The sequence below is a fragment of the Pedobacter sp. AC212 genome (assembly GCF_979258625.1).
In genome coordinates this window covers 3,067,740-3,091,484 of the sequence record NZ_OZ409870.1, presented here as the reverse complement: position 1 = coordinate 3,091,484, position 23,745 = coordinate 3,067,740, and the positions used below count along the sequence as shown (strand labels likewise).

Genomic DNA, 23,745 nt, shown 5'->3' with positions numbered 1-23,745 from the left:
ATCTACGTTTATCCGTGTCCATCTGGGGCTAATTTATTTTTTAGAAATTTAAAATGTGTGAATCTGTAGTAACCCAATCGTTTGTTACAACAAAATGATTTTCAAATCGCATCAATATTGTACTTTTGTGCAAAATAAAATCAGGAATGAATACAACTGAGCAAGTTGAAAAAATATTAGCAAATACTTCATTATCAACTGAACTACAAAACATAGCACATAAAGTTCTCCATAAAGAACGGATCACTTTTGAGGAAGGTGTTTATCTTTATGAGCATGCAGAATTAGGTTATCTGGGGGTTTTGGCAAACTTCATCCGTGAGGAAAAACATGGTGATAAGACTTATTTCAATCGCAATTTCCATTTAGAGCCTACAAATCTTTGTGTTTATGATTGTAAGTTTTGTTCTTATTCCCGTTTAATAAAGCAAAAAGAAGAAGGCTGGGCCTTGACGATGGAACAAATGCTCGATATTGTTAAAAAATACGATGATGAGGCTGTTACCGAAGTACATATTGTCGGCGGTGTTTTGCCTCAATATGATGTGGCTTTCTATTCTGCATTATTTACTGCAATCAGGGCGCATCGTCCTGATTTACACGTTAAAGCATTAACACCCGTTGAATACCATTACATTTTCAAGAAAGCTAAAATTGATTATGCTACAGGTATGAAGTTGATGAAAGATGCTGGTTTACAATCTATGCCAGGGGGTGGTGCTGAGATTTTTCATCCTGAAATACGTGAGCAAATTGCTAAAGATAAGTGTACTGGCGAACAATGGCTTGCGATACACGAAGAATGGCATAAGTTAGGGATGAGAAGTAACGCAACGATGCTTTACGGCCATATAGAGGAGTTTAAACACCGTGTTGATCACATGGAAAAACTTCGTGATTTGCAGGATAGAACTGGCGGATTTCAAACCTTTATTCCTTTAAAATTCAGAAACCAACACAATCAAATGAGTAATGTGGCGGAATCTTCAGTAATCGAAGATTTGAGGAATTATGCCATCGCCCGTATTTACATGGATAACTTTGATCATATTAAAGCTTATTGGGCAATGATTAGTCGCGAAACTGCTCAGCTTTCACTAAATTATGGTGTTGACGATATTGATGGAACTCTCGATGATACGACAAAAATTTACTCCATGGCTGGTGCTGAAGAGCAAACCCCTGCAATGAGTACCCGCGAATTGGTTGAACTGATTAAACAGGTTGGGCGAAAAGCGATAGAACGTGATACCTTATATAACGTAGTTACCGACTTCGAAAATGTTGTTTTTGAGGAAGAAAAGAAACCAGCTTATTATAAGTTGCCAGTCGTAAATTAATGATAGAATGAGTGAATGAAAAATGAGTGAATTATTGTGATATACTTATAACATTCACTCATTCAAAAATCAATCATTCAATAATTTTAAAAAATGAAGCAAATTTATATTATCCGCCACGGCGAAACAGAACTTAACAGACAGGGAATAGTACAAGGCAGAGGTATAAATTCAGACTTAAACGATACGGGAAGAGCCCAGGCGGAGGCTTTTTACCAAAAATATAAGGATATTCCTTTCGATAAAATTTATACTTCTGAATTAAAACGTACCTGGCAAACCGTTCAAAAGTTTATTGATTCAGGATTACCATGGGAAAAACTTTCTGGTTTGGATGAACTAGCTTGGGGAGTTTGGGAAGGTAAGCCGAATACGGAAGATTCCAGAGATGCTTTTCGAGAAATGTTGCAAGCTTGGGAAGACGGAAATTACGCAGCCCATTTTGAAGGTGGTGAAAGTGTTCAAGATGTTTACGAACGCTTGAAACAGCCAATGGAATTGCTTTCTAAAAGGCCTGAAGAAGAAACCGTTTTACTTTGCATGCATGGTAGGGCAATGCGTGTTTTCCTTTGCCTTCTACTTGATAAACCACTAAGCGAAATGACAGAATTCCCGCATCAAAATACCGTTTTATATAAAATGGGGTTTGAAGATGGAAAATTCACTGTTCTTGAATTTAATAGCGCCATTCATTTGGATGGTTTAGTAATTGGTTAATAAGTACTCGTCGTTGCGAGTTTCGAAGCAATCTTACTATTATAGTTTTAGCAACCGCTTCAAGATTGCTTCGTTCCTCGCAATGGCGGAAACATTTAAAACAGTAAAATACCATTGAATAAGATTAAAATATCGGCTGTTGCTTACACCAACACCAAAGCTTTTATATACGGATTAGAGCATTCGGATATTATTAATAAGATAGAATTAAGTTTAGATATTCCTTCAGATTGCGCCGCGAAAGTAATTAGTGGTGAGGTAGATATGGGTTTAATGCCCGTGGCTGCAATCCCCCTGGTTCCAAATGCGAACATTGTTGCAGATTATTGTATCGGCAGCGATGGTGCAGTTAATTCAGTATTTATTTTTAGTGATGTTCCTGTTAAAGAAATCAAAACTTTAAGACTAGATTCTCATTCCAGAACTTCAAATAATCTGGCTAAAGTGTTGTTGAAATTTTATTGGAAACAAGAAATAGCATTTACGACAGACCCCGCTGCCAAGACTGATGCCGTTGTTTTGATAGGTGATAGAACCTTTGGAAAAAAAGACGATTATGCTTTTGCCTATGATATGGGTGAGGAGTGGAAAAATTTTACGGGTTTACCCTTTATGTATGCTGCATGGGTAGCAAACAAAGAAATTTCTGCAGAATTTAAAGCAGAATTTAATGCTGCTTTGCAACTTGGTTTAGCAAATAGAAATGAAGTTTTAAAAACATTGCCACTTGTCAATAATTTCGATTTAGAAGATTACTTGTATCATAAACTTCAGTTTGAAGTTACAGAAGGCAGGACTAAAGCCTTGAAAATGTTCTTAGGTTATATTGAGGAGTTGGAGAAGGAAAGCGTATAAACCAAATTTCTTATATCGCTAATTCTTTGGCCAGTTCGAAAAATTCATAGTTTATCTGAAGGTTTTAGAAATGTTCAGAGTAGAAAAACTAATGTAAAAAGGCAATCCCTATTTTTGGAATTGCCTTTTCAATTTTAATGTGCTTTCATCTTTCCAGCAATGGTTTCGAGTTTACTTTTTAACTTTGAAAGTGCCCCGTTAAGTGCCAAATCGTAGTTATTTCCAAGATTAGTAACCGCGATAGGTTCTTTGCCGGCAATTTTTGCCTCAATTAAACAACGTTTGTCATCCAGGCCTTCTTTACTGCCGTTTTCGTCAGATAGATGTACCTCTAAGCGGGTAATTAGATCATCAAACCTTCCTAATGCATCGTTGATTGTGCCTTTAATTTTATCTTCGTATTCCTGGTGAATGGTTAAATTTTTGTCGGTATTCAGTTGAATCGTCATAATGAAAAGTTTAAGTTAAATATAATAGCTTAACAGTTCAGATGAAGAAACGTTTTTATTATACGATAATAAATCCCCTTTCTGCAAATACGCTCTGGACTTATTTACAAGAATATAAATTTTCTAATGCTTTTGCTAAACAAACTTTGTTTTTAAACCTGATAGAAACGAACACGGAGTGTAACGAAGTAAAGTGGATAGCAGGGCTGCAGCTTCCGAGAGGTACAGAACTATTCATTTTCAAATAAAAGATGATCATTTAAGCTAGTAATTGTAAAACGTTATACGCCGATCCGCACCAGGGTTATCGGAGATCGTAACTTTTAAAACTTCTTTAACAATCTTTCAACTTTTCAACAAAACCGCCGTAGAACGATGAATGATGTTATCTTTATAGCTTTTGCAAATTAATATCAGTTTTGGCTAAAGACACGAATAAAGAAACCCCGTTAATGCAACAATACAACGCTATTAAGGCGAAGTATCCAGGTGCACTTTTACTTTTTAGGGTTGGAGATTTTTACGAAACCTTTGGCGAAGATGCCATAAAAACTGCCCAGATTTTGGGAATTGTACTGACCAGAAGAGGTACTGGACCTAACGGTGGGGCACTCGAATTAGCGGGTTTCCCTCATCATTCCTTAGATAATTACCTATCAAAACTGGTTAGGGCTGGGCAAAGGGTAGCTATTTGCGATCAGTTGGAAGATCCGAAGGCGACTAAAACAATCGTAAAACGTGGTGTTACTGAATTGGTTACTCCTGGTGTTGCTTACGGCGATAATATCGTTAACCAGAAATCAAACAATTATCTGGCTTCTGTTTATTTCGATAAAACACAAATCGGAATATCATTTTTAGATATCTCGACGGGAGAATTTATGATTGCCCAAGGCAATAGCGATTATATTGATAAGCTTTTACAAGGCTTTAAACCTACAGAAGTAATCTTTCAAAAATCTAAACGCCAAACTTTTATTGAGCAGTTTGGCGATCGGTTTTATACGTTTGGATTGGATGAATGGCCATACACCTCAGATTATGCTGAAGAAACTTTAACTAAGCATTTTGATGTCGCCTCGCTGAAAGGTTTCGGTATTGAGCGATTACAAAGCGGAATTATTGCGGCAGGGGTTGTTTTACACTATTTGGGCGAAACTGAACATCGAAATTTACAGCACATCACTTCAATTAGTAGAATTGAGGAAGATCGATACATGTGGTTGGATAGGTTTACGATTCGGAATCTGGAATTGGTAAACTCTGCAAACGACAATGCCGTTACTTTGTTCGATATATTGGATCACACCTGTACGCCAATGGGTGCCAGATTACTGCAGAAATGGATTATCATGCCTTTGAAGGAATTAAAACCAATTGAAGAGCGCTTGGGTATGGTTGATTTTTTTGTTAAAAACGAAGAAATTCAACAGGAATTTCTAACTCATATCAAACAAATCGGCGATATTGAAAGGTTGATTTCAAAGGTCGGCTTGCAGCGTGTAGGTCCACGTGAATTGGTGGCTTTGAAGCGGGCTTTAATTCATATTGAGGCAGTTAAAAACCTTGCTGCCAAGTCGAAAAACCCTTTCTTAATAAAAATCGCCGACCAGCTAAATCCTTGTTTGGCCATCCGCGACCGGATTGAAAGAGAACTTCAGCCAGAACCGCCAGCATTATTGATTAAAGGAAACGTAATTAATGATGGTATTGATGAAGACTTAGACCGCCTGCGCAAAATCGCTTTTGGCGGCAAAGATTATTTGGTGCAAATACAGAAGCGTGAAGCTGAAGCGACAGGAATTCCCTCACTAAAAATTTCTTTTAATAACGTTTTTGGTTATTATTTAGAGGTTACGCATACACATAAAGACAAAGTTCCGGAAGGTTGGATTAGGAAACAAACCTTGGTTAACGCCGAGCGATACATCACGCCAGAACTTAAAGAATATGAAGAGCAGATTTTAGGTGCTGAAGAGAAAATTCAAGCCATTGAAATTAGGTTGTATAACGAATTAATGTACGAAACGGCAAGTTATATTAAACCGATTCAACTCAATTCGTTTTTGATTGCGCAGTTGGATTGTTTGTTATGTTTTGCACAACTGGCAGAGAAAAATCATTATACTAAGCCTACTGTAAATAAAGAAAAGGTTCTTGATATTAAGGGCGGTAGACACCCTGTGATTGAGAAACAGTTGCCGGTTGGTCAGGAATACATCACCAACGATGTCTATCTAGATACTGATTCGCAACAAATTATTATGATTACCGGACCAAACATGGCAGGTAAATCAGCAATTTTGAGACAGACAGCTTTGATTGTTTTAATGGCACAGATGGGAAGTTTTGTCCCTGCCAAGGCCGCTGATGTAGGATTGGTCGACAAAATTTTTACCCGTGTTGGCGCATCTGATAATATTTCTTCTGGCGAGAGTACTTTCATGGTGGAGATGAACGAAACGGCAAGCATCTTAAATAACATTTCAGATAATAGTTTGATTCTGTTAGATGAAATCGGTCGTGGCACAAGTACTTACGATGGAATTTCAATTGCCTGGGCCATTGCAGAGTTTTTGCATCAACATCCAACTTCCCGCCCGAAAACTCTTTTTGCTACGCACTACCACGAGTTAAACGAATTGGCGAACACAATGCCTCGTATTAAAAATTTCAATGTTTCGGTTAAGGAGATGACGAATAAAGTAATTTTCCTAAGAAAATTGGTTCCGGGTGGAAGCGAGCATAGTTTCGGTATCCATGTGGCCAAAATGGCCGGAATGCCACCTAAGCTAATTGGTAGGGCGAATGAGATTTTAAAGAAACTCGAAATCGATAGGACAGAGGGACAAAGCATTAAAGACAGCATCAAAAAGGTTCAGAATCAAGCTTACCAATTGCAAATGTTCGCTATCGATGATCCTGTTTTAGTTAAGATTCGCGACACACTGAACAATTTAGACGTGAATGCATTGACACCAGTTGAGGCCTTGTTGAAGCTCGATGAAATACAACGGTTAATAAAAAATTAGGAAAATTAACCACAGCTAATAAGGATAACCACAGATTTATATAAAAAACTATCTGTGTAAATCTGTGGTTAAAGAATAGTAAAGCATGATAAAGACAAAAAACTCATTTTGGTTAATCTTAATACTCTCACTTGTTTTAACCGCCTGTGGTTCTAGAAAATATACTGTTAAAAGCGATACAAAAGCGGCAAAGGCAGCTGATGCAATGTCGAACTTAAAAAGCAAGCAGCTCTATAAATTCATTACCGATTGGACAGGTGTAAAATATCGTTTCGGTGGATTAGATAAAAATGGAATTGACTGTTCGGGCTTTGCTTTTTTATTGGAGAAAGAAATTTATGGCGTAACCTTACCCCGAATTTCCCGCGATCAGGCCAAAGCCGTAAATAAAAAAAGCATCGATCGTTTACAAGAGGGCGATTTAGTCTTCTTTTCCTTCGGAGGAAATGATGTTGACCATGTTGGCGTTTACCTGAATAATGGCTTTTTTGTACATGCCAGTACGAATAGAGGCGTAATTGTTGATGATTTGAATTTGCCAGCTTATCAAAGGGTTTTAGTGAAATCTGGTTCGGTTAATTAATAATCCTAATATCCGTTGGTTGAAACCAACGGCAATGACACCGTACAGGTTTATGTTGCATCCATTTCATTGCAGTCTGCTTTAGCTGACTGTAAAAGATAATTTTCAAACTAAAACTTTTCAATCTTCGTTATAAAATTATGCGAATATTTTTTATAGTCTGCTTATCTTTAATTACTTACAATGTTAATGCGCAAGTGAAACTGGTCACTCTTGATGATTTGGATAAACGCATCGCTCAAGGGAAAGATACCACTTATGTAATTAATTTCTGGGCAACATGGTGTTCACCATGTGTGGCTGAGTTGCCTAATTTTGAGAAGCTACGGTTAGCCAACCTCAAAAAGCCCGTGAAAGTGCTATTGGTGAGTTTAGATTTTAAATCAAAATTACAGAAAAGCGTTATTCCTTTTATAGAGACCAACAATATTAAAGCGGAGGTTTTCCTTTTAAATGAGCCAGACCAGCAACAATACATCGGGAGAATTGACAAAAATTGGTCGGGAGCAATACCGGCAACATTATTTGTGAAGAAGAAGGTAAGGCGATTTTACGAGAAAGAATTTACTGAGCAGGAACTTAAAAAAACTTTATTAAACCTAAAATAGAAATACAACGTTATTTTTATCAAAATGAAATTAGGGATAATTGCTTATCCCTTAATAACGTTGTCATTCTGAATGCAATGAAGAATCTCAGAGCTATGGAAAACTAACGCAAATAGCCATCGAACTCAAAACAGATGGGGTAAGTTTGAACAGTGCAAATCGGTTATAGATTCTTCACTGCATTCAGAATGACAAAAAATCTAAACTTCATCAAAATTGGTTGATGTTGCCAAAACTTTCCAGTTTTCCATATCTTTCTGTACATCAGCTATCTTTGTATTTGCAACTTGATAAGCATCAGGACCTAAAAATAAATGCAAGGGTGAATTTTCGCTTTCTGCTGCTGCAATCATTACGTCTGCTGCCTTGGCAGGATCACCAGGTTGATTATTGTTGATCTGTTCCTGATGGGCGATTTGAGATTCACGCACTTCTTTATAAGCATCAATCGGATTTTTAGGAATAGCAAAGGATCCGGAACTTAAAAACTCCGTTCTGAAATAGCCAGGTTCAACAACTGTAGCCTTAATGCCAAGCGATTTTACTTCCGCGGCCAAAGATTCTGTGAAACCCGCTACCGCAAATTTAGTGGCGCAGTAAATTCCGAAGCCTGGAAAATTTCCAGAAAAACCACCAATTGATGATATGTTGAAAATATGACCAGATTGTTGTCTCCTCATTTGAGGTAAGGCTTTTCTAATTACATTTAAAGAACCGAAAACATTTACATCAAAGTTTTCACGAGATTCCTGATCACTCAATTCTTCCAAAGCACCAACCATTCCATAACCAGCATTGTTTACTACCACATCCAGGCTCCCAAACTTGCTAATGGTTTGGCTTATTGCCGATTCAACACTTGATTCGTTCATCAAGTCAACGGAGATTGGTAGGAAATTTTCGAATTCTCCAACGGCGTTCGATAAGCCGTTTACGCTTCTCGAAGTTGCCGCAACATGATATCCACGACTTAATAATTTCTTTACCAATGTTAGTCCGAGGCCTTTTGAAGCGCCTGTTACGAACCATACTTTTTTATTTTCCATGATTTTTGTTTTTAAATATTTATGCCATATAAGACATATAAGAGCATTTAAGCATGTTTTATTTTAAATTTTTTATTTGGTGATAATAGCTGATTAATCGAAATCAGTTGAAATAGTAATTGCTTTCCAATCTTGATATTCTTTTGTCAGTGCATCAGTTTTTGCGATTGCCCTTTGCAAGGCATCTTTCCCTAAAAGCAAATGAATAGGAGGGTTTGGCATACTTGCCAGAGAAATCATTGCTGCAGCAGCTTTTTCTGGATCGCCAGCTTGTGTGCCATCCATTTTTAAGTATCGTTCGTGTATCGCCCTTACTTCCTGGTAGGCATCAATTGGATTTTTTGCCAGCATTAAAGATTCTTCTTTAAGAAAACTTGTTCGAAATGCTCCAGGTGCTACAACCGTGACTTTAACGCCAAATTCTTTGAGGTCTTCCGCTAGCACTTCAGATAAGGCTATTACTGCTGCTTTTGCAGCTGAATAAACAGCCCAACCCGTGGCGCCAACGATACCAGCGATTGATGCAATGTTGATGATATGGCCGGAGCGTTGTGTTCTTAAATGCAGACTTGCTTTCCTAATCACATTTAAAGTTCCAAATACATTTACATCGAAAGCATCTCTGGTTTCTCTATCCGTAAGCTCTTCAATGCTGCCGCCAATACCATAACCTGCGTTGTTTATTATCACATTGATTCTGCCAAATTGAGCAACAGTAGCATTAATTGCCTTTTCTACGCTTAATTCGTCAGCAAGGTTTACGGCTAGAGGAAGGAATTTTTCTGAATTTGTATTGACTGCAGAAATCAAATCGTTTACATTTCTGGATGTTGCTGCAACAGATTGACCTGCTTTTAATAACTGGTTTACTAAACTTAGCCCTAATCCCTTAGAAGCACCAGTTACAAACCAAACTTTTTTAAGTCCCATAATTTTATCCTTTTTGTTAAGACAAAATTACGGCAGGAACTAAAATTCGCTATTACGTTAATCAAACTGATGATTACGAAAATCAAACAATCCGGTATGAACTTGGCGTATGGTTGGTGAGTTTCTTGAAAAAGTTATTAAAGTGTGTTGGTTCTTCAAAACCTAAACAATAACCAATTTCAGAGATGTTCCAGTCGGTATGTTTCAGTAGAGCCATAGCCTCACTCAATAACCTTTCGGTAATATAATGGGTAGTCGTTTTTCCTGTTGTTTCTTTTATTGCCCTGTTTAAATGGTTTACATGTACAGAAAGCTGAGCTGCAAAATCTTTTGCCGAACGCATGGTAAATCTTTGTCCAGGGTTTTCAATGGGAAACTGTCTTTCTAAAAGTTCTGTAAATACCGAGGTAATTCGCGAGTTTGCATCTGGGTGTTTATATAACACTTCAGATGGCTCTGTTTTTAGTGCGAAGTGCGTTATTTCAGTAGTGTAATTTCTGAGCAGATCATATTTATACATATAATCGCTATTAATTTCTTCCAGCATCTTTTCGAAAAGCGAGGAGATGAGTTCATCTTGTTTTTGATCCAGAATATAGGCTGGCTTACCTCCAACGGCAAACATGGGCAAATCTCCAATATTTCCTCGAATTTTCTCATTGAAAAATGCTTCGGTAAATATGCAGAAATAACCTTTCACCTCATTCAAGTTGCCACTTGCCAATTCCCATTTGTAGGGTACCAAAGGATTGAAAAACATCAGCGCCGTTCCATTAATTTCAACGCTTTTATCAGCATAATGATAGATATTGTGACCTCTGTTCAAAGCGATTTTATAAAAGTCTCTTCTGCTGTATTTAACAGGTGCTTTATCATCGCCGACACAGTCTTCCATTCTAAACACGTTAAAATGGCCAATATCTTTTTGAAGACTATCTGGCAAGAAATCAAATTTATTTTTATAAAAATCTTCTATAGATTCTGACTTACTCATGAAACAAAGTTACAAAATTCAAACCAGGAAAGAAGTCGTCATTTTACCGTAGCGGAGAAATATTTGTGAAAAGTGTATTGTCCAAATATTTTTCTGTACGCTACACTTCAACTGAAATGACGAAGTGTTAAATAGGAGATTACCATGATAAATAAATTTGCATTTAATATACCAATCGGTATATATTTGCTTCGTCAATTCAAATCAACATGACTAAGGCAGAAAAAACAAGAAATTTCATTATAGAGAAAACAGCACCTATTTTTAATATGAAAGGATATGCTGGTACCTCATTAAATGATATCATTGCTGCAACAGGGCTAACAAAGGGTAGTATCTATGGCAATTTCGCCAATAAAGATGAAGTTGCGCTTGCTGCTTTCGATTATAATTTTAGTACGAATGTTTCAAAAATCGAGGCAGAAATAAGCCGGCAAAATACCACTGAAGGAAAATTGCTTGCTTACATAAATATTTACCAAAGCCTTTTAATTAATGGGATTTCTCTGGGTGGTTGCCCAATTTTGAATACGGCTATCGACGCCGATGATACCCATCCCGCTCTTCGGGATAAAGTTTTAAAAGCCGTCTTGTCCTGGAAGAATAGAATTATAAGTCTGGTAGAGGAGGGGATTTTAAAGAAAGAACTTAATGGTGATAATAATCCCGAACAAATTGCGCTGACAATTATTGCAATGATAGAGGGCGGAGTGATGGTTTCTCGCCTCACCAACAACATGGACGATTGGAAATTAATCATGAATTCTTTAAAAAAATATATTAAAAGCTTAGGCTAAAAAATTTTAAACAAAAATATACCGATTGGTATATAAATAAAAATAGCAAATATGAAAACTTCACAAAACACAGTATTAATTATCGGCGGAACAGCTGGTATCGGATTAAAAATCGTAAAACAGCTAACAGCATTAAACAATCATGTGATTGTAACGGGTAGAAACAAAGAGCGCCTGGATTCCGCATTATCTGGAGTAAGCAATGTTACGTCCATCCAATTTGATGTAAGCAAGGCAGAAGAAGTTGATCAATTAGTTGAACAGATAGGAAAGAATTTTCCCCATCTAAATATGGTGATCAATAATGCCGGGAGAGCAATTGTTTACAATTTAGCTGATAACAATCAGGATGCTTTTGCAAATGCTGAAGATGAAATGTTAACTAATTATTTATCAATTATCAGAATTAATCAAAAACTTTTACCGATTTTAAAAGCGCAGTCAGAATCGGCAATTGTAAATGTTTCTTCGGTTGTAGCTTATGTTCCTGGTATCACGTTGCCGACTTATGCAGCTAGTAAAGCAGCTTTACACTCTTATACAACTTCGTTAAGGTTAAGTCTCGAAGATAGTTCAGTTAAAGTTTTCGAATTGATGCCGCCTTTGGTTGATACCGAATTTTCAAAAGAAATTGGAGGGCACAATGGTATTAAGCCATCAGTTGTTGCTGATGAATTTATTGCTGCTTTATCAAAAGATGAGTTCGAAATCAGGGTCGGTGATACCGCTAAAATTTATGAATTGTTCCGTCAATCTCCTGTAGATGCTTTAAATGTGATGAATGCGAACAGAAAAGCTTGGGTAGAATCGATAAACTAATTAATCGAAAACAGCAGGAATGAAAAAGAAATTAACTTTCGCCTTTATTATGGCAATTTTTACAACAGGAATTGTAACCTTTGCTGCGATAAGCGTAAATCTGGGTTTTAGCGAGAAATTTATTAAAGTCTGGCTCAAATCGTGGGCAATTTCTTATGTAGTGGCCATTCCGGCTATACTAATCATTGCTCCTAAAGTTCAGGCTTTCGTAGATTACCTGTACGCAGGAGAAAATAAAAATTAATAAAATGAAACGAGTAGTTGTAACTGGATTAGGCGCTATAACGCCACTTGGAAACACTGTAGAAGACTTCTGGAAAAATATTCTGGATGGTAAAAGTGGTGTCGGACCGATTACCAAATTCGATACCAGTAAGTTTAAGACACATTTTGCTGCTGAGGTAAAAGATTTCAATGCGGAGGAGTTTCTGGACAAAAAAGAAGCTAGAAAGTACGATACCTTTACCCAATATGCTATCGCATCCAGCGACCAGGCAATAAAAGACGCAGGTTTGGATTTTACTGCCATGAATGATGCCCAATTGGCTGAAATTGGCGTAATTTGGGCTACTGGCAATGGAGGAATAACAACCTTTGAACAGCAATTGGCCGAATTTCACCAAGGTGATGGAACGCCAAGATTCAGTCCGTTTTTTATTCCGAAAATGATTGTAGATATTGCCGCCGGTGCCATTAGCATCCGCCACAAACTCCGCGGACCCAATTATTGTACGGTTTCGGCTTGTGCTTCTTCCAATACGGCTATTATAAATGCTTTCGATACGATTCGTTTGGGCAAGGCAAGTGTCATGGTCGCCGGAGGTTCTGAAGCTGCAATTACCGAAGCTTCTGTTGGCGGTTTCAACGCTGCGCAAGCTTTATCTAAGAGAAATGACAGTCCTGACACAGCTTCAAGACCATTTGATGAAACCCGTGATGGTTTTGTGATGGGCGAGGGCGCAGGTGCTTTAATTTTAGAAGAATTAGAACATGCTTTAAGCCGTGGCGCTCATATTTATGCAGAAATTGTTGGAGGCGGAATGGCTGCTGATGCTTACCACTTAACAGGAACTCCACCAGATGGAATCGGAGCAACTTTAGGGATGCAAAAAGCTTTAAGCGATGCTAATATTTCTGCAGACAAAATCGATTATATCAACGCTCACGCTACCTCGACAGGCTTAGGCGATTTGAGCGAATTAAATGCAATCAAAAATGTTTTCGATGGCTTGCCTGTGGTAATTGGGGCATCAAAATCCATGACAGGCCATTTGCTTGGTGCCGCCGGCGCTGTAGAAAGCCTGATTAGTATTTTATCCATAAGAGATGGTATCATTCCACCAACAATCAACACTGAAAAGCTTGATGAAAAAATCCCGGAAGGATTAAATATTGTTTTAGGGCAGCCAATTAAAAAGGAAATCAACTACGTTTTAAACAATACATTCGGCTTCGGCGGACATGTAGCCAGTACCATTTTTAAGAAATTTGAGAGATAAAGTTACTTGTCCATTAGCAGGTTAACAAGTTCTTTTAACTCTTCGAGTTCCTGTTCCAATTTCGCAATACGATTTTCCAGCGCTTCATTGGGTTGGAAAATTGTAGTTTGCGCTCCTTGCGGTTCTTCGTCTTGATTATCTGCCTGTTCACCTAATAGGTGTACATATCTTGCCTCTTTCTGTCCTGGTCTTTTGGGCAACAGTTTTACGAACGCAGGATCTCCCTCCGCAAGCTTTTGTAATTGTTCTGAAATTTCTTCTATACTATCAAATTCGAAGAGTCTTCCAGAATTACTATTGATTTCGCCTGGTGTTAGTGGTCCTCTCAAAAGCAGTAGACAAAGAATAGAAAGCTCTGAAGGGATTAACGGATAGGCAATGGCTAAGTTATGTTTATATTTAATTACACGGCTCGAACCACCTGTTGCTGTTGAAATTAAACCTTTTATTTTTAGTGAATTTAATGTTAGTGTTACGGTTTCCTCACTATAATTAACCACTGGATTTCTTGAGCTTTTTTGATTACAAGCTGCTGTTAAACTGTTTAGCGTCATCGGGTAATAATCTGGCGTGGTTCGGCTTTTTTCTATTAATGAACCTAAAACGCGTTGTTCTTTTGCAGATAAATCGGGTAGCAATTTAATTTCTTCCATTTGCTAAAAATAGAAATTGAGTTGACATTATCGAAATTATTTTGTTGGTATCGGTTATTTCTTTCAGCTAATGCCCGATACCGCCGTCATTCCTACGCGGGTGGGAATCTTTTAACTTTTGGAGACCTCTAATATCGAAAATCTCCATCTCTTAAAGCCTCAATCTTATCGCTTATTAGAATTATTCTAAATTTCTAAATCGAGCTAATTTCAGCTTAAGATTAGCGAACTTAGGAGACATCTCAAAACATACTTTATGCAATCATCTGATAAGGAATCAAATCAGGGCGATAGCAGGAGAGACTTTTTAAAGAAAAGTTCACTCATTACTGCAATCGCTTTAACACCATCTGTTGCTGTTAAAGCAGCCGAAAACCAGGCTGATGAACGTTTCGCTGAACTTTTCGAAAAAATACCACTCAATATAACGGTAAATAATAAAGCATATAAAGCTTCTATCGAGCCACGTGTTACGCTGTTAGATTACCTGCGTGAAGAGCTTCATTTAACAGGAACTAAAAAAGGTTGTGACCATGGCCAATGCGGTGCATGTACCGTTCATGTAAATGGCGAACGCGTAAATTCTTGCTTAAGCTTGGCAGTGATGAACGAAGGGAAGAAGATAACGACTATAGAGGGACTTGCAAATGGAGAAGAATTACATCCGATGCAGGCTGCATTTATCAAACATGATGGTTTTCAGTGTGGTTATTGTACACCTGGACAAATCATGTCGGCAGTGGCCTGTGTAAACGAAGGGCATATAAATTCGAGGGCGGAAATTAGTGAATATATGAGCGGAAACATCTGTCGTTGTGGTGCTTACCCTAATATAGTTGACGCAATAGTTGAAGTTTCGAAGGGAGGAATGAAAGCATGATTAATTTCCAATACTTAAGAACGACCTCAACAAAATCAGCCTTGTCGTTATTGACAAAAGACAAGAACTCCAAATTTCTTGCTGGGGGTACAAACCTGATCGATTTAATGAAAAGAGGCGTAACAGCTCCTGAAAAATTGATCGACATTAACCATGTTCCTTTAAAGCAAATTGAACTTGTTGGTGATAAAATTATCATTGGCGCATTGGCTTCGAATACTGCTGTTGCAGAAAATGCTTTGGTTAAAGAAAAATTGCCTTTGCTGGCGATGGCTTTAAATGCCGGTGCATCGGCACAATTGAGAAATGTGGCTACAGTTGGTGGCAACATGATGCAAAGAACACGTTGCGGCTATTTTTATGATACTGAAATGCCTTGCAACAAGCGCCAGCCTGGATCTGGTTGTGGCGCTATTGGTGGCTTCAACAGAATGCACGCCATTTTCGGAACATCAGATAAATGCATTGCTGTTCATCCAAGTGATATGTGTGTCGCTTTAGTCGCTTTAGATGCAGTTGCTGTGCTGGCAAGTACCAAAGGTGAACGCAAGGTTTTATTTAAAGATTTTCATCGCCTTGCGGGAGATACTCCGCAGTTAGACAATAACTTAAAATCAGATGAGATGATCGTCCGCCTGGAAATTCCGGTAAATAATTTAGCCAAAAATTCTAACTACTTAAAGGTTAGAGATCGGGCATCTTACGCTTTTGCCTTGGTATCTGTAGCGGCCGCCTTAGAAATCTCTAACAATAAAATCAGCGATGTTCGCCTTGCAATGGGCGGCGTTGCACACAAACCATGGAGATTAACAGCGTCGGAAAATTTCTTAAAAGGCAAAGAGCCAAGCCTTGAAAACTTTGAGCAAGCCGCTAAATTGGCAATGACGGATGCGAAAGGCTTTGGAGAGAATGATTTCAAACTTCAGATGGCTCCCAACACAATTATTGAAGCGTTAACTGTTGCAAAATCTAAGGCATAATCATGGAAAATCGAATAATTAAAGATGAAAATGACCGCGTAGATGGCGTTTACAAGGTAACAGGTAAAGCTAAATACTTTGCCGAATACGAATTGCCTGGCTTAACCTATGGCGTTTTAGTTACCAGCTCCATTACTAAAGGTAAAATTACTACGCTTGATACAAAAGCTGCTGAAAAAGCGCCGGGCGTAATTGCGGTGATATCTCATTTAAATAAACCTTCAGCTCCGGCATACGAACAAGAGGGCGGCTCACCTTTTAAAATTTTTTATACTGATAAGATATTTTTTAACGGACAGCCAATTGCTATTGTGGTTGCAAATACTTTTGAGCGGGCAACATATGCCGCATCATTAGTAAAGGCAACTTATGTAAAAGAAGATTTCAATACAGATTTTGAGAAAGCAATTGCCGATTCAAAAGCTAAAAAAATTCAAGGTCAGCCTGATTATAAACGAGGCGTTGAAAATGCCTATAAAACTGCTGAGGTGAAAATTGAGGCTAAATATCATTTGCCTATTGAAACACATAATCCGATGGAATTACATGGGATTATTGCTGATTGGCGACCGAATAATCAGGTTACCGTTTATGCAAAAACCCAGGGCGTAAAGGCAACGCAGGGAACAATAGCTAATGTATTCAAAATTCCAATTGAAAACATCCAGGTAAATTCTGAGTTCGTGGGCGGTGGTTTTGGGATGGCCTTACGTACATGGCCCTTGGAAATTGCAACGGTAATGGCTTCCAAACATCTTGGTAAACCTGTTAAACTCGTAATTACCAGAATGCAGATGTTTACCATGGTGGGTAATCGTCCGGCAGCCGTTCAAACCATAGGTTTGGGCGCCAGTAAAGACGGAAAGTTAACTGGAATTACGCATCGTGCTTTTGGAGAAACCTCTGCCTACGAAAACTTTACTGAAGGGGTGGTGAACATGGCAAAATTCATGTATAAATGCGATAATGTGAATACGCAATACACAGTTGTTCCTGTAGATTTGGGTGTGCCTATCTGGATGCGTGGACCTGGGGAAGCGACCGGTGCCTTTGCGCTGGAAAGTGCAATTGATGAAATGGCTCATGCTTTAGATATGGACCCACTTGATTTCAGAATCAAAAATGACCCAGAACGAGATCAACAGCGTGATAAGCCATTTTCGGATAAAAATATTAAAGAGGCTTATAAAATTGGCGCTCAGAAAATAGGATGGAGTGAACGCAAAAACAAGCCTGGAAGTTTAGTTGAAGGCCAATGGAAGACTGGTTTTGGCGTAAGTATTGGGGTTTTTAATGCCAACCGGGGGAGAGCCAGTGTTAAGGGTATTTTGAAAGCCGATGGATCTTTGGTTTTGCAAAGTGCAACCAGTGATATCGGTCCGGGAACTGGAACAGGAATGACTTTGATTGCAAGCAAGATAACCGGAATTCCCGTAAGTAAAATTACTTTCGAGTTGGGAGATTCTTCATTGCCACCAGCGCCAAGCCAGGGTGGTTCTGCAACGCTTTCTACTGTGGGTTCTGCGGTGAACGATGTTTGCGTGAGCTTAAAATCGACCATAGCAGAATTAGCAGCCAATTCGAATATGGATGCGACATCCAATTTTGTCGATGTTTTAAAGAAAAATAACCTTCCATCTATCGAGGTCACTAAGCAAAGTTCTGCTGGTAAAGAACGGGAAGAATATTCCATGTATTCTTTTTCCATCCACTTTGTGAAAGTAAAAGTGCATAGCTTAACTGGTGTGGTTAAAGTAGATAAAATTGTATCAGTTGGTGATTCAGGAACGATTGTTAGTCCTAAAACTGCTCGAAGCCAGATGGTTGGCGGTGCAGTGGGTGGCGTAGGTATGGCACTGACGGAAGAGTCTGTTATCGATCACCGTTACGGGCGGTATATCAATAATAATTTTGCTGATTATCATGTGCCGGTCAATGCAGATATACCTGAAATAGAAGTACATTTTATCAATAAGCCAGATCCATACATTAACCCAATGGGTGCAAAAGGAATGGGTGAAATTGCTTTAATCGGTTTTTCTGCAGCGGTTGCAAATGCGGTTTTTAACGCCACTGGTAAAAGGATCAGAACTTTACCGATCACGCCGGATAAGATTTTAGCGAGTGCCTGATAAAAGATAGTTGAGGAAAAACGAAGATTAAATATCAATTTAAGATAGTATAAGAAAATTTATATGATAGCTGCAAAAGGATATGCTGTTCACAGTAAAACAGATCAACTAACGCCCTGGAATTTTGAGAGAAGGAATGTTGGCCCAAAGGACGTTTTGATAGAGATTTTGTTTAGTGGTATTTGCCATTCGGATATTCATCAGGTGCGCAGTGAATGGGGTCCTGCTCGTTATCCAATGGTTCCCGGACACGAGATTGTTGGTAGAATCACTGAAGTGGGATCGGAAGTAGCCAAGTTTCGGGTTGGTGATTTGGCAGGAATAGGTTGTATGGTAGATAGTTGTAAGGAATGTACAACCTGTAAAGGCGGCCAGGAGCAGTTTTGCGAAAGAGGTGAAACGGTGTGGACCTACAATAGTGTAGAACGTGATAAGAAAACGCCAACTTACGGTGGATATGCGAATAAAATTGTTTGCACAGAAGAATTTGTAGTAAGCATTTCTGATCGTTTGCCTTTAGCAGGAGTAGCACCATTACTTTGTGCGGGAATTACCACTTATTCGCCGATTAAACGATGGGGCATAGGCAAAGGACACAAGGTGGCCGTTTTAGGCTTGGGTGGTCTTGGGCACATGGCGGTAAAATTTGCCGTTGCATTTGGTGCAGATGTTACGGTTTTAAGTACTTCGCCTTCTAAAGAGCAGGATGCAAAAAGTTTAGGAGCACATCATTTTGTAATTACCAAGGATCCTGAAGAGCTGAAAAAATATGCAAAGCATTTTGATTTTATCATTGATTCTGTTTCTGCTCCGCATGACTATGAAATGTACCTAAAACTTCTTAATGTAAACGGTGTTCATATTTGCGTTGGATTACCACCAGAACCTTTAAAATTTCCTGGCTCTGCTTTAATGCATGGAAACCGATCTTTAACGGCTTCGAGTATTGGCGGTATTGCAGAAACGCAAGAAATGCTAGATTTCTGTGCAAAACATGATATTGTTTCCGAAGTGGAAGTTATTAATATCAATTACGTAAATGAAGCTTATGAACGTGTTTTAAACAGCGATGTAAAGTATCGTTTTGTTATTGACATGGATACTATTTAATTGTAGTTAGATTAGATCTGACTTTTATATTCAATAGGTAAACTTTACGAAGTTAAGATCATAAAAAAAGGCGAACGTTAGTTCGCCTTTTTTATCTAAGCATTTACCGTATTATTTAGCAGTTGCTTTTCCATTATAGGTAGCAGCCAATTTTAAAGCTTCGTATGCATTAACAATACCACCGCTGATGCATAAATCAGAGAAAGGTACTGATACCGATTCTGCATTTTCCTCTTCTCCTTTTTTGTAAGAGACGTTATGATTTACTTTGGTAACTGATTTCACAATGATCTCTTTCACTTGTGCGGCAGTCAGTTTAGGATAATAAGAACGGATTAATCCTGCCAAACCGGCAACAACAGGTGAAGCCATACTTGTTCCGTTCAAATTTTTGTATTTCGATCCCGGGACAGTAGAATAGATTTGCACACCAGGAGCAAAAACATCTACCTGAGTTTTACCGAAGTTCGAGAAACTTGCTTTTAAAGTTTCATCATCTTTAGGTCCAGATGCGCCAACTGTGATCCACGATGCGATTGTTTGCGCATCTAAATCTTTATGATTAGGGAAATTATTTTCCGTATCGATATCCTTATTTTCATTACCTGCAGCCTGCACAATTAAAACATCTTTAGAAGCTGCGTATTTCATAGCTTCATTCACTACAGCTTTGTCCCAGCTGTAAGCTTTGCCAAAGCTCATATTAATTACTTTTGCGCCGTTATCAACAGCATAACGAATGCCGTTCGCCACATCTTTATCACGCTCATCGCCATTCGGTGTAACCCTAACGCCCATAATTACCACATTGTCGGCCACACCTTTAATCCCTAAATTGTTTATTCGGTCGGCTGCAATAATTCCAGCAACATGAGAACCATGCATGGCATCCGGACCAGCAACGTCATTATTGCCATAAAATTTTTCTTTAAGATCGTTAGGATTATCACCTACAATGCTACGGGGATCATAATCAACATTTAAGTTATATTCTGCCTGACGGGTGTAATAATCGAAACCTTCTTTAATTTGATCTTCGTAAAAATCTTTAAAACTTACATTCGCCAATTGCTCAACTAAAATGCTTTGAATACGGCCATCCATTTCTGCTGTTGGTTTGTAGGCTTTAATTTCGGCTAGAGTAGGATTCTCTTTTCCCAATTTCTTAATAAAGGCGTCTAACGCGTTTTTAAAACCAGAAATATTAGCTAAGCCAGCCTTAGCCTCGCCTAACTGTTTTTCCAAATCTGCTCTTCTGGCTTTAAATGCCTCAAAATCTGACTTATCTTTTGCCGAAACCGTTGCATCTGTAGTATTTGCAAATCGTGTTTGATCGCGGCGTACTAAACGCGTTAATTCTAAAGTTTCGAAGTTAACAGACTCTTTTGGTCCACCGATAAAGTTCCAACCGTGAATATCATCCGTGTAACCATTCTTGTCGTCATCTTTTCCATTGGCAGCGATTTCTTTAGCGTTAACCCACATAATTCTTTTTAAATCTTCATGTGTATTTTCAACGCCTCCATCGTTTACGGCTACAATAACCTTTGTCGATTTTTTTCCTTTCAAAAGTTCTTTGTATGCTTTTTCTGTGCTGATTCCAAATGTTGAATCAGTTTTAAGATCAAGATTTTGCCAATTTGCTTTTTGTGCATTGGCTATAAATGGTACTGTACTAATTACAGCAGCGCTCATCAACGCTCTAAAAATTCTACTCTTATTCATTTATGTATTTTTGTATTTAACGCGGAAAGATAATTTTAATTTTTCGTATTTATGAAAATGTAATTAAAATGATGAATCTATATAAACAAAAGATCCCATTCAAGTTAATGAACAGGATCTTAAATAATTTATGTTTTCTTATTTTAGGTTGGTTACAATTTCTTTAGCTGCTTGATCATGACCTTCTATAACAGTAAGGGTTTTACCTGCCCACTCTTTTAGTTTTGCATCTTTGTTTTCCATACCATCTTTAAACAAAGGAATTGTTTTTTGATGATCGCTCACCATCATATCCATATAATGTTTATCAAAGCTTGCGCCAGTCATTTTTTTCATTTCATCCAGATGGATCTGATCTTCTGCTGGAAGCGCATCCGGAGTTATAATTTTTTTATCTGTCGCCAACGCTTTTAGTTCTTTGTTGGCCTGAGTATGATCTGTCAGCATTTTAGCTGCGAAATCTTTCACTTTTTGATTGGAAGCGTTCTTCATCGCAATTCTTGCTGCCTCAACTTCCATAATACCACCTACAGCTGCTTTTCTCAAAAACGTTGCGCCAGCTTCATCCAAACCTGTTTCTATCACTTCACTTCCTGCAACATGATTACCGTTTACCATATTGGTATCGCCAGCTACGCTATCTTTTGTAGTCGATGATTTTTTATCTGCTGTTTGGCAAGCGGTGAAACTTACTGCTAATGCAATTGCGGTTACATATAAAAATTTATTGCTCATTTTATTTTCGTTTTGTACGTAAACAAAACACCAATTAGCAGAAAAGGTTTTTTTGATGTTAGTCTTTATTGTAAGGATTTGAAATGGAAATTGCCATCTGGTTTTCGGGATTTTTTATCTGCGAAAATCCGAATTGTTCGTAGAGTCCATGTGCATCATGGGTAGCCAGCTGGTATCGTCTGAGATTTTGTAAATCAGGGTGGAAAATCATAAATGATATTAGTTTTTTAGCCAGTCCCTTACCACGATAATCCTCTTCTACGTAAACATCGCACAGCCAGCCGAAAGTCGCTTTATCGGTTATCCACCGGGCAAAGCCTATTTGAATGCCACTTTTGTAGATGCCGAAACAAAGCGAATTTTGAATTGAAGCAGCAACAGTTTCTGCAGGGATATCCTTAGCCCAATATGATTCTTTACTTAAATACCTATGAATCCGATCTATCTGCAATAGTTCCTTTTGATCTGAAAAAAGAAATCCATCTTCAATTACCTGCATTTTTTAATCCTTTATTTTGATAAGCAATAATAGATTAAATTGACTAATTTCTCATATTAATGAACTGCAATGGCTGGTCGAAATCTTCACCACGGCATAAAGAAATCACGGCTTGGAGGTCATCAATTTTTTTGGCGGTTACCCGAACCTGGTCGTCCATGATTGATGGTTGTACTTTTAAACCACTCGCTTTAATTTTAGCAACAACCTTTTTGGCGGCTTCTTTATCCAGTCCTTCTTTAATGGTAATTTCCTTGCGAATCATATTGCCGGAAGCGATGATTTCTTTGCCAAAGTCAAGGCTTTTTGGATCCAGATTTTGTTTCATCATCCTCGATATAATCGAACCTTCAATGGCTTTTAATCGCATGTCATCTTCCGTAACAATGGTTACAACGTTGGTTTTTTTATCCAAATCTACAGTACTTTTCGATCCATTGAAATCAAATCTATTGAGGATTTCTTTCTTGGCATTATTAATCGCATTATCAAGGGTTTGCGCATCAACTTTACTTACAATATCAAAAGAAGGCATGGTTTTAGCTTTTAAATTAAAAAATTAAGTAGATTTATTAGAAAATAATCGATCTCACAAAAAAACGAAAAATAATATGAAAACCACTAAAGCTAAGTCTCAAAAAAAAGCAACAAAAAAAGAAGCTGCAAAACAGTTAGAGCAATCAATTACTTCGCAGTTTTTAGATGTAATTAAAAGCTTGGGCCATGATGCATCAGAAATTAGTTCAGAAGTTGCAAAAGCAAGCAAACGCGTAGCTAAAAAATTGACTAAAAAGTTTACGGTGATCAAATCAGATGTGGGTCATAAAATTGATGATTTATTAAAGTCGTCAAAATCAAAGGCCAATAAAAAGCCGGTTACAAAGGTGGTTAATAAAGCGGAAAAATCTGCAGCGAAAGTGGTTAAAAAAGCAGTTTCTAAAGCTAAACCGATTGTTCAAAGTGTTAAAGTTGCAGCAATTGCATCTGAGGAAAAAGTAGAAAAAGCGTTAGCTAAGCCAGTAGAAGCCATTAAAAAAACTGCAAGTAAAGCGACTGAAACGAAAGAGAATGTCCCTGCTAAAAGAGAAATAAGCAAAGTTGCTGCAACTGGAGTACCAAAATCAACAGAAAAAGCTGTTAGCAAAACAATATCAGCGGCTAAGCAAAAAGTAGCAACAGCAAAGAAAGACGCTACCGATACTAAAAAAGCAGTTCAAAATAAGGCAAAACCGTTAGCAAAAGACGTTGCGAAAGCAGCTGAAGAAGCAGCAAAGCCAAAAAGTGTTAAAACGGCCGCTAAAAAATTGCTTTAGTTTCGGTTTTTTGTATTAACGATTAAACAATTCGTTAACGTTAACACTT

At 38.0% G+C, this 23,745-nt stretch carries 25 protein-coding genes; 16 read left to right on the top strand and 9 right to left on the bottom strand.

The window, feature by feature from the left end:
• Window positions 1–146 precede the first annotated feature (146 nt).
• From mqnE to ACZZZC_RS13505, 3 genes are all read left to right on the top strand, one after another.
• Complete coding sequence (mqnE, locus tag ACZZZC_RS13515; RefSeq protein ID WP_463487409.1) at window positions 147–1,340, top strand: aminofutalosine synthase MqnE; 1,194 nt, start codon at window positions 147–149, stop codon at window positions 1,338–1,340.
• 93 nt (window positions 1,341–1,433) lie between these two features.
• The gene (locus ACZZZC_RS13510; RefSeq protein ID WP_463487408.1) at window positions 1,434–2,057 is read left to right on the top strand and encodes a histidine phosphatase family protein; all 624 of its coding nucleotides are present in this window, start codon (window positions 1,434–1,436) and stop codon (window positions 2,055–2,057) included.
• Window positions 2,058–2,171: 114 nt separating this feature from the next.
• Window positions 2,172–2,912, top strand: coding sequence for a menaquinone biosynthetic enzyme MqnA/MqnD family protein (locus ACZZZC_RS13505; protein WP_463487407.1), 741 nt, complete (start codon window positions 2,172–2,174; stop codon window positions 2,910–2,912).
• Between the two features lie 134 nt (window positions 2,913–3,046).
• Here the strand turns inward: ACZZZC_RS13505 and ACZZZC_RS13500 are convergent, their stop codons facing one another.
• On the bottom strand, window positions 3,047–3,361 hold the full coding sequence (locus ACZZZC_RS13500; protein ID WP_463487406.1) for an HPF/RaiA family ribosome-associated protein: 315 nt from the start codon (window positions 3,359–3,361) through the stop codon (window positions 3,047–3,049).
• 41 nt (window positions 3,362–3,402) lie between these two features.
• On the opposite strand from ACZZZC_RS13500, the gene ACZZZC_RS13495 reads away from it, so the two are divergent.
• From ACZZZC_RS13495 to ACZZZC_RS13480, 4 genes are all read left to right on the top strand, one after another.
• On the top strand, window positions 3,403–3,609 hold the full coding sequence (locus ACZZZC_RS13495) for a hypothetical protein (protein WP_463487405.1): 207 nt from the start codon (window positions 3,403–3,405) through the stop codon (window positions 3,607–3,609).
• Window positions 3,610–3,813: 204 nt separating this feature from the next.
• Complete coding sequence (mutS, locus tag ACZZZC_RS13490) at window positions 3,814–6,393, top strand: DNA mismatch repair protein MutS (RefSeq protein ID WP_463487404.1); 2,580 nt, start codon at window positions 3,814–3,816, stop codon at window positions 6,391–6,393.
• 85 nt (window positions 6,394–6,478) lie between these two features.
• The gene (locus ACZZZC_RS13485) at window positions 6,479–6,976 is read left to right on the top strand and encodes a C40 family peptidase (protein WP_463487403.1); all 498 of its coding nucleotides are present in this window, start codon (window positions 6,479–6,481) and stop codon (window positions 6,974–6,976) included.
• A gap of 140 nt (window positions 6,977–7,116) precedes the next feature.
• Window positions 7,117–7,584, top strand: a complete 468-nt coding sequence (locus ACZZZC_RS13480; RefSeq protein ID WP_463482507.1) for a TlpA disulfide reductase family protein — start codon at window positions 7,117–7,119, stop codon at window positions 7,582–7,584.
• 200 nt (window positions 7,585–7,784) lie between these two features.
• On the opposite strand, the gene ACZZZC_RS13475 is transcribed toward ACZZZC_RS13480, so the two are convergent.
• From ACZZZC_RS13475 to ACZZZC_RS13465, 3 genes are all read right to left on the bottom strand, one after another.
• A complete protein-coding gene (locus tag ACZZZC_RS13475; protein ID WP_463482506.1) occupies window positions 7,785–8,630 on the bottom strand; it encodes an SDR family NAD(P)-dependent oxidoreductase in 846 nt (281 codons plus the stop codon).
• A 93-nt stretch (window positions 8,631–8,723) separates the two neighbouring features.
• Complete coding sequence (locus tag ACZZZC_RS13470) at window positions 8,724–9,560, bottom strand: SDR family NAD(P)-dependent oxidoreductase (RefSeq protein ID WP_463482505.1); 837 nt, start codon at window positions 9,558–9,560, stop codon at window positions 8,724–8,726.
• Between the two features lie 82 nt (window positions 9,561–9,642).
• The gene (locus ACZZZC_RS13465; RefSeq protein ID WP_463482504.1) at window positions 9,643–10,554 is read right to left on the bottom strand and encodes a helix-turn-helix domain-containing protein; all 912 of its coding nucleotides are present in this window, start codon (window positions 10,552–10,554) and stop codon (window positions 9,643–9,645) included.
• A 209-nt stretch (window positions 10,555–10,763) separates the two neighbouring features.
• Here ACZZZC_RS13465 and ACZZZC_RS13460 point away from each other — a divergent pair, with 209 nt between their 5' ends.
• The 4 genes from ACZZZC_RS13460 to fabF are packed head-to-tail and all read left to right on the top strand — an operon-like array spanning window position 10,764 to window position 13,669.
• Window positions 10,764–11,351 carry a TetR/AcrR family transcriptional regulator gene (locus ACZZZC_RS13460; RefSeq protein ID WP_463482503.1) on the top strand — a complete coding sequence of 196 codons (588 nt, stop codon included), beginning with the start codon at window positions 10,764–10,766 and terminating at the stop codon, window positions 11,349–11,351.
• A 51-nt stretch (window positions 11,352–11,402) separates the two neighbouring features.
• Window positions 11,403–12,170 (top strand): SDR family oxidoreductase, encoded by a 768-nt coding sequence (locus ACZZZC_RS13455; RefSeq protein WP_463482502.1) that lies wholly within the window; start codon window positions 11,403–11,405, stop codon window positions 12,168–12,170.
• A 19-nt stretch (window positions 12,171–12,189) separates the two neighbouring features.
• Window positions 12,190–12,414, top strand: coding sequence for a DUF2798 domain-containing protein (locus ACZZZC_RS13450; protein ID WP_463482501.1), 225 nt, complete (start codon window positions 12,190–12,192; stop codon window positions 12,412–12,414).
• A 4-nt stretch (window positions 12,415–12,418) separates the two neighbouring features.
• Window positions 12,419–13,669, top strand: coding sequence for a beta-ketoacyl-ACP synthase II (gene fabF, locus ACZZZC_RS13445; RefSeq protein WP_463482500.1), 1,251 nt, complete (start codon window positions 12,419–12,421; stop codon window positions 13,667–13,669).
• A 2-nt stretch (window positions 13,670–13,671) separates the two neighbouring features.
• On the opposite strand, the gene ACZZZC_RS13440 is transcribed toward fabF, so the two are convergent.
• Complete coding sequence (locus ACZZZC_RS13440) at window positions 13,672–14,322, bottom strand: YceH family protein (RefSeq protein ID WP_463487402.1); 651 nt, start codon at window positions 14,320–14,322, stop codon at window positions 13,672–13,674.
• A 256-nt stretch (window positions 14,323–14,578) separates the two neighbouring features.
• On the opposite strand from ACZZZC_RS13440, the gene ACZZZC_RS13435 reads away from it, so the two are divergent.
• From ACZZZC_RS13435 to ACZZZC_RS13420, 4 genes are all read left to right on the top strand, one after another.
• Entirely contained in the window at window positions 14,579–15,202 is a 624-nt protein-coding gene (locus ACZZZC_RS13435) for a (2Fe-2S)-binding protein (RefSeq protein WP_463482498.1), read from the top strand.
• On the top strand, window positions 15,199–16,182 hold the full coding sequence (locus ACZZZC_RS13430) for an FAD binding domain-containing protein (protein WP_463482497.1): 984 nt from the start codon (window positions 15,199–15,201) through the stop codon (window positions 16,180–16,182). Before ACZZZC_RS13435 ends, ACZZZC_RS13430 begins: the two co-directional genes overlap by 4 nt.
• Window positions 16,183–16,184: 2 nt before the next feature.
• Complete coding sequence (locus tag ACZZZC_RS13425; RefSeq protein WP_463482496.1) at window positions 16,185–18,314, top strand: xanthine dehydrogenase family protein molybdopterin-binding subunit; 2,130 nt, start codon at window positions 16,185–16,187, stop codon at window positions 18,312–18,314.
• A gap of 63 nt (window positions 18,315–18,377) precedes the next feature.
• Window positions 18,378–19,424: an NAD(P)-dependent alcohol dehydrogenase gene (locus tag ACZZZC_RS13420; RefSeq protein ID WP_463482495.1), complete on the top strand. Its 1,047-nt coding sequence runs from the start codon at window positions 18,378–18,380 to the stop codon at window positions 19,422–19,424.
• A 111-nt stretch (window positions 19,425–19,535) separates the two neighbouring features.
• Here ACZZZC_RS13420 and ACZZZC_RS13415 read toward each other — a convergent pair whose 3' ends face one another.
• The 4 genes from ACZZZC_RS13415 to ACZZZC_RS13400 all read right to left on the bottom strand — a co-directional run bounded on the left by ACZZZC_RS13415 (window position 19,536) and on the right by ACZZZC_RS13400 (window position 22,918).
• Window positions 19,536–21,149 carry a S8 family peptidase gene (locus tag ACZZZC_RS13415; RefSeq protein ID WP_463482494.1) on the bottom strand — a complete coding sequence of 538 codons (1,614 nt, stop codon included), beginning with the start codon at window positions 21,147–21,149 and terminating at the stop codon, window positions 19,536–19,538.
• A 138-nt stretch (window positions 21,150–21,287) separates the two neighbouring features.
• Entirely contained in the window at window positions 21,288–21,884 is a 597-nt protein-coding gene (locus ACZZZC_RS13410; RefSeq protein WP_463482493.1) for a DUF4142 domain-containing protein, read from the bottom strand.
• Window positions 21,885–21,942: 58 nt separating this feature from the next.
• Window positions 21,943–22,383, bottom strand: coding sequence for a GNAT family N-acetyltransferase (locus ACZZZC_RS13405; RefSeq protein ID WP_463482492.1), 441 nt, complete (start codon window positions 22,381–22,383; stop codon window positions 21,943–21,945).
• 43 nt (window positions 22,384–22,426) lie between these two features.
• On the bottom strand, window positions 22,427–22,918 hold the full coding sequence (locus ACZZZC_RS13400) for a YajQ family cyclic di-GMP-binding protein (RefSeq protein ID WP_463482491.1): 492 nt from the start codon (window positions 22,916–22,918) through the stop codon (window positions 22,427–22,429).
• Window positions 22,919–22,994: 76 nt separating this feature from the next.
• On the opposite strand from ACZZZC_RS13400, the gene ACZZZC_RS13395 reads away from it, so the two are divergent.
• Window positions 22,995–23,696: a hypothetical protein gene (locus tag ACZZZC_RS13395; protein ID WP_463482490.1), complete on the top strand. Its 702-nt coding sequence runs from the start codon at window positions 22,995–22,997 to the stop codon at window positions 23,694–23,696.
• Window positions 23,697–23,745 lie beyond the last annotated feature (49 nt).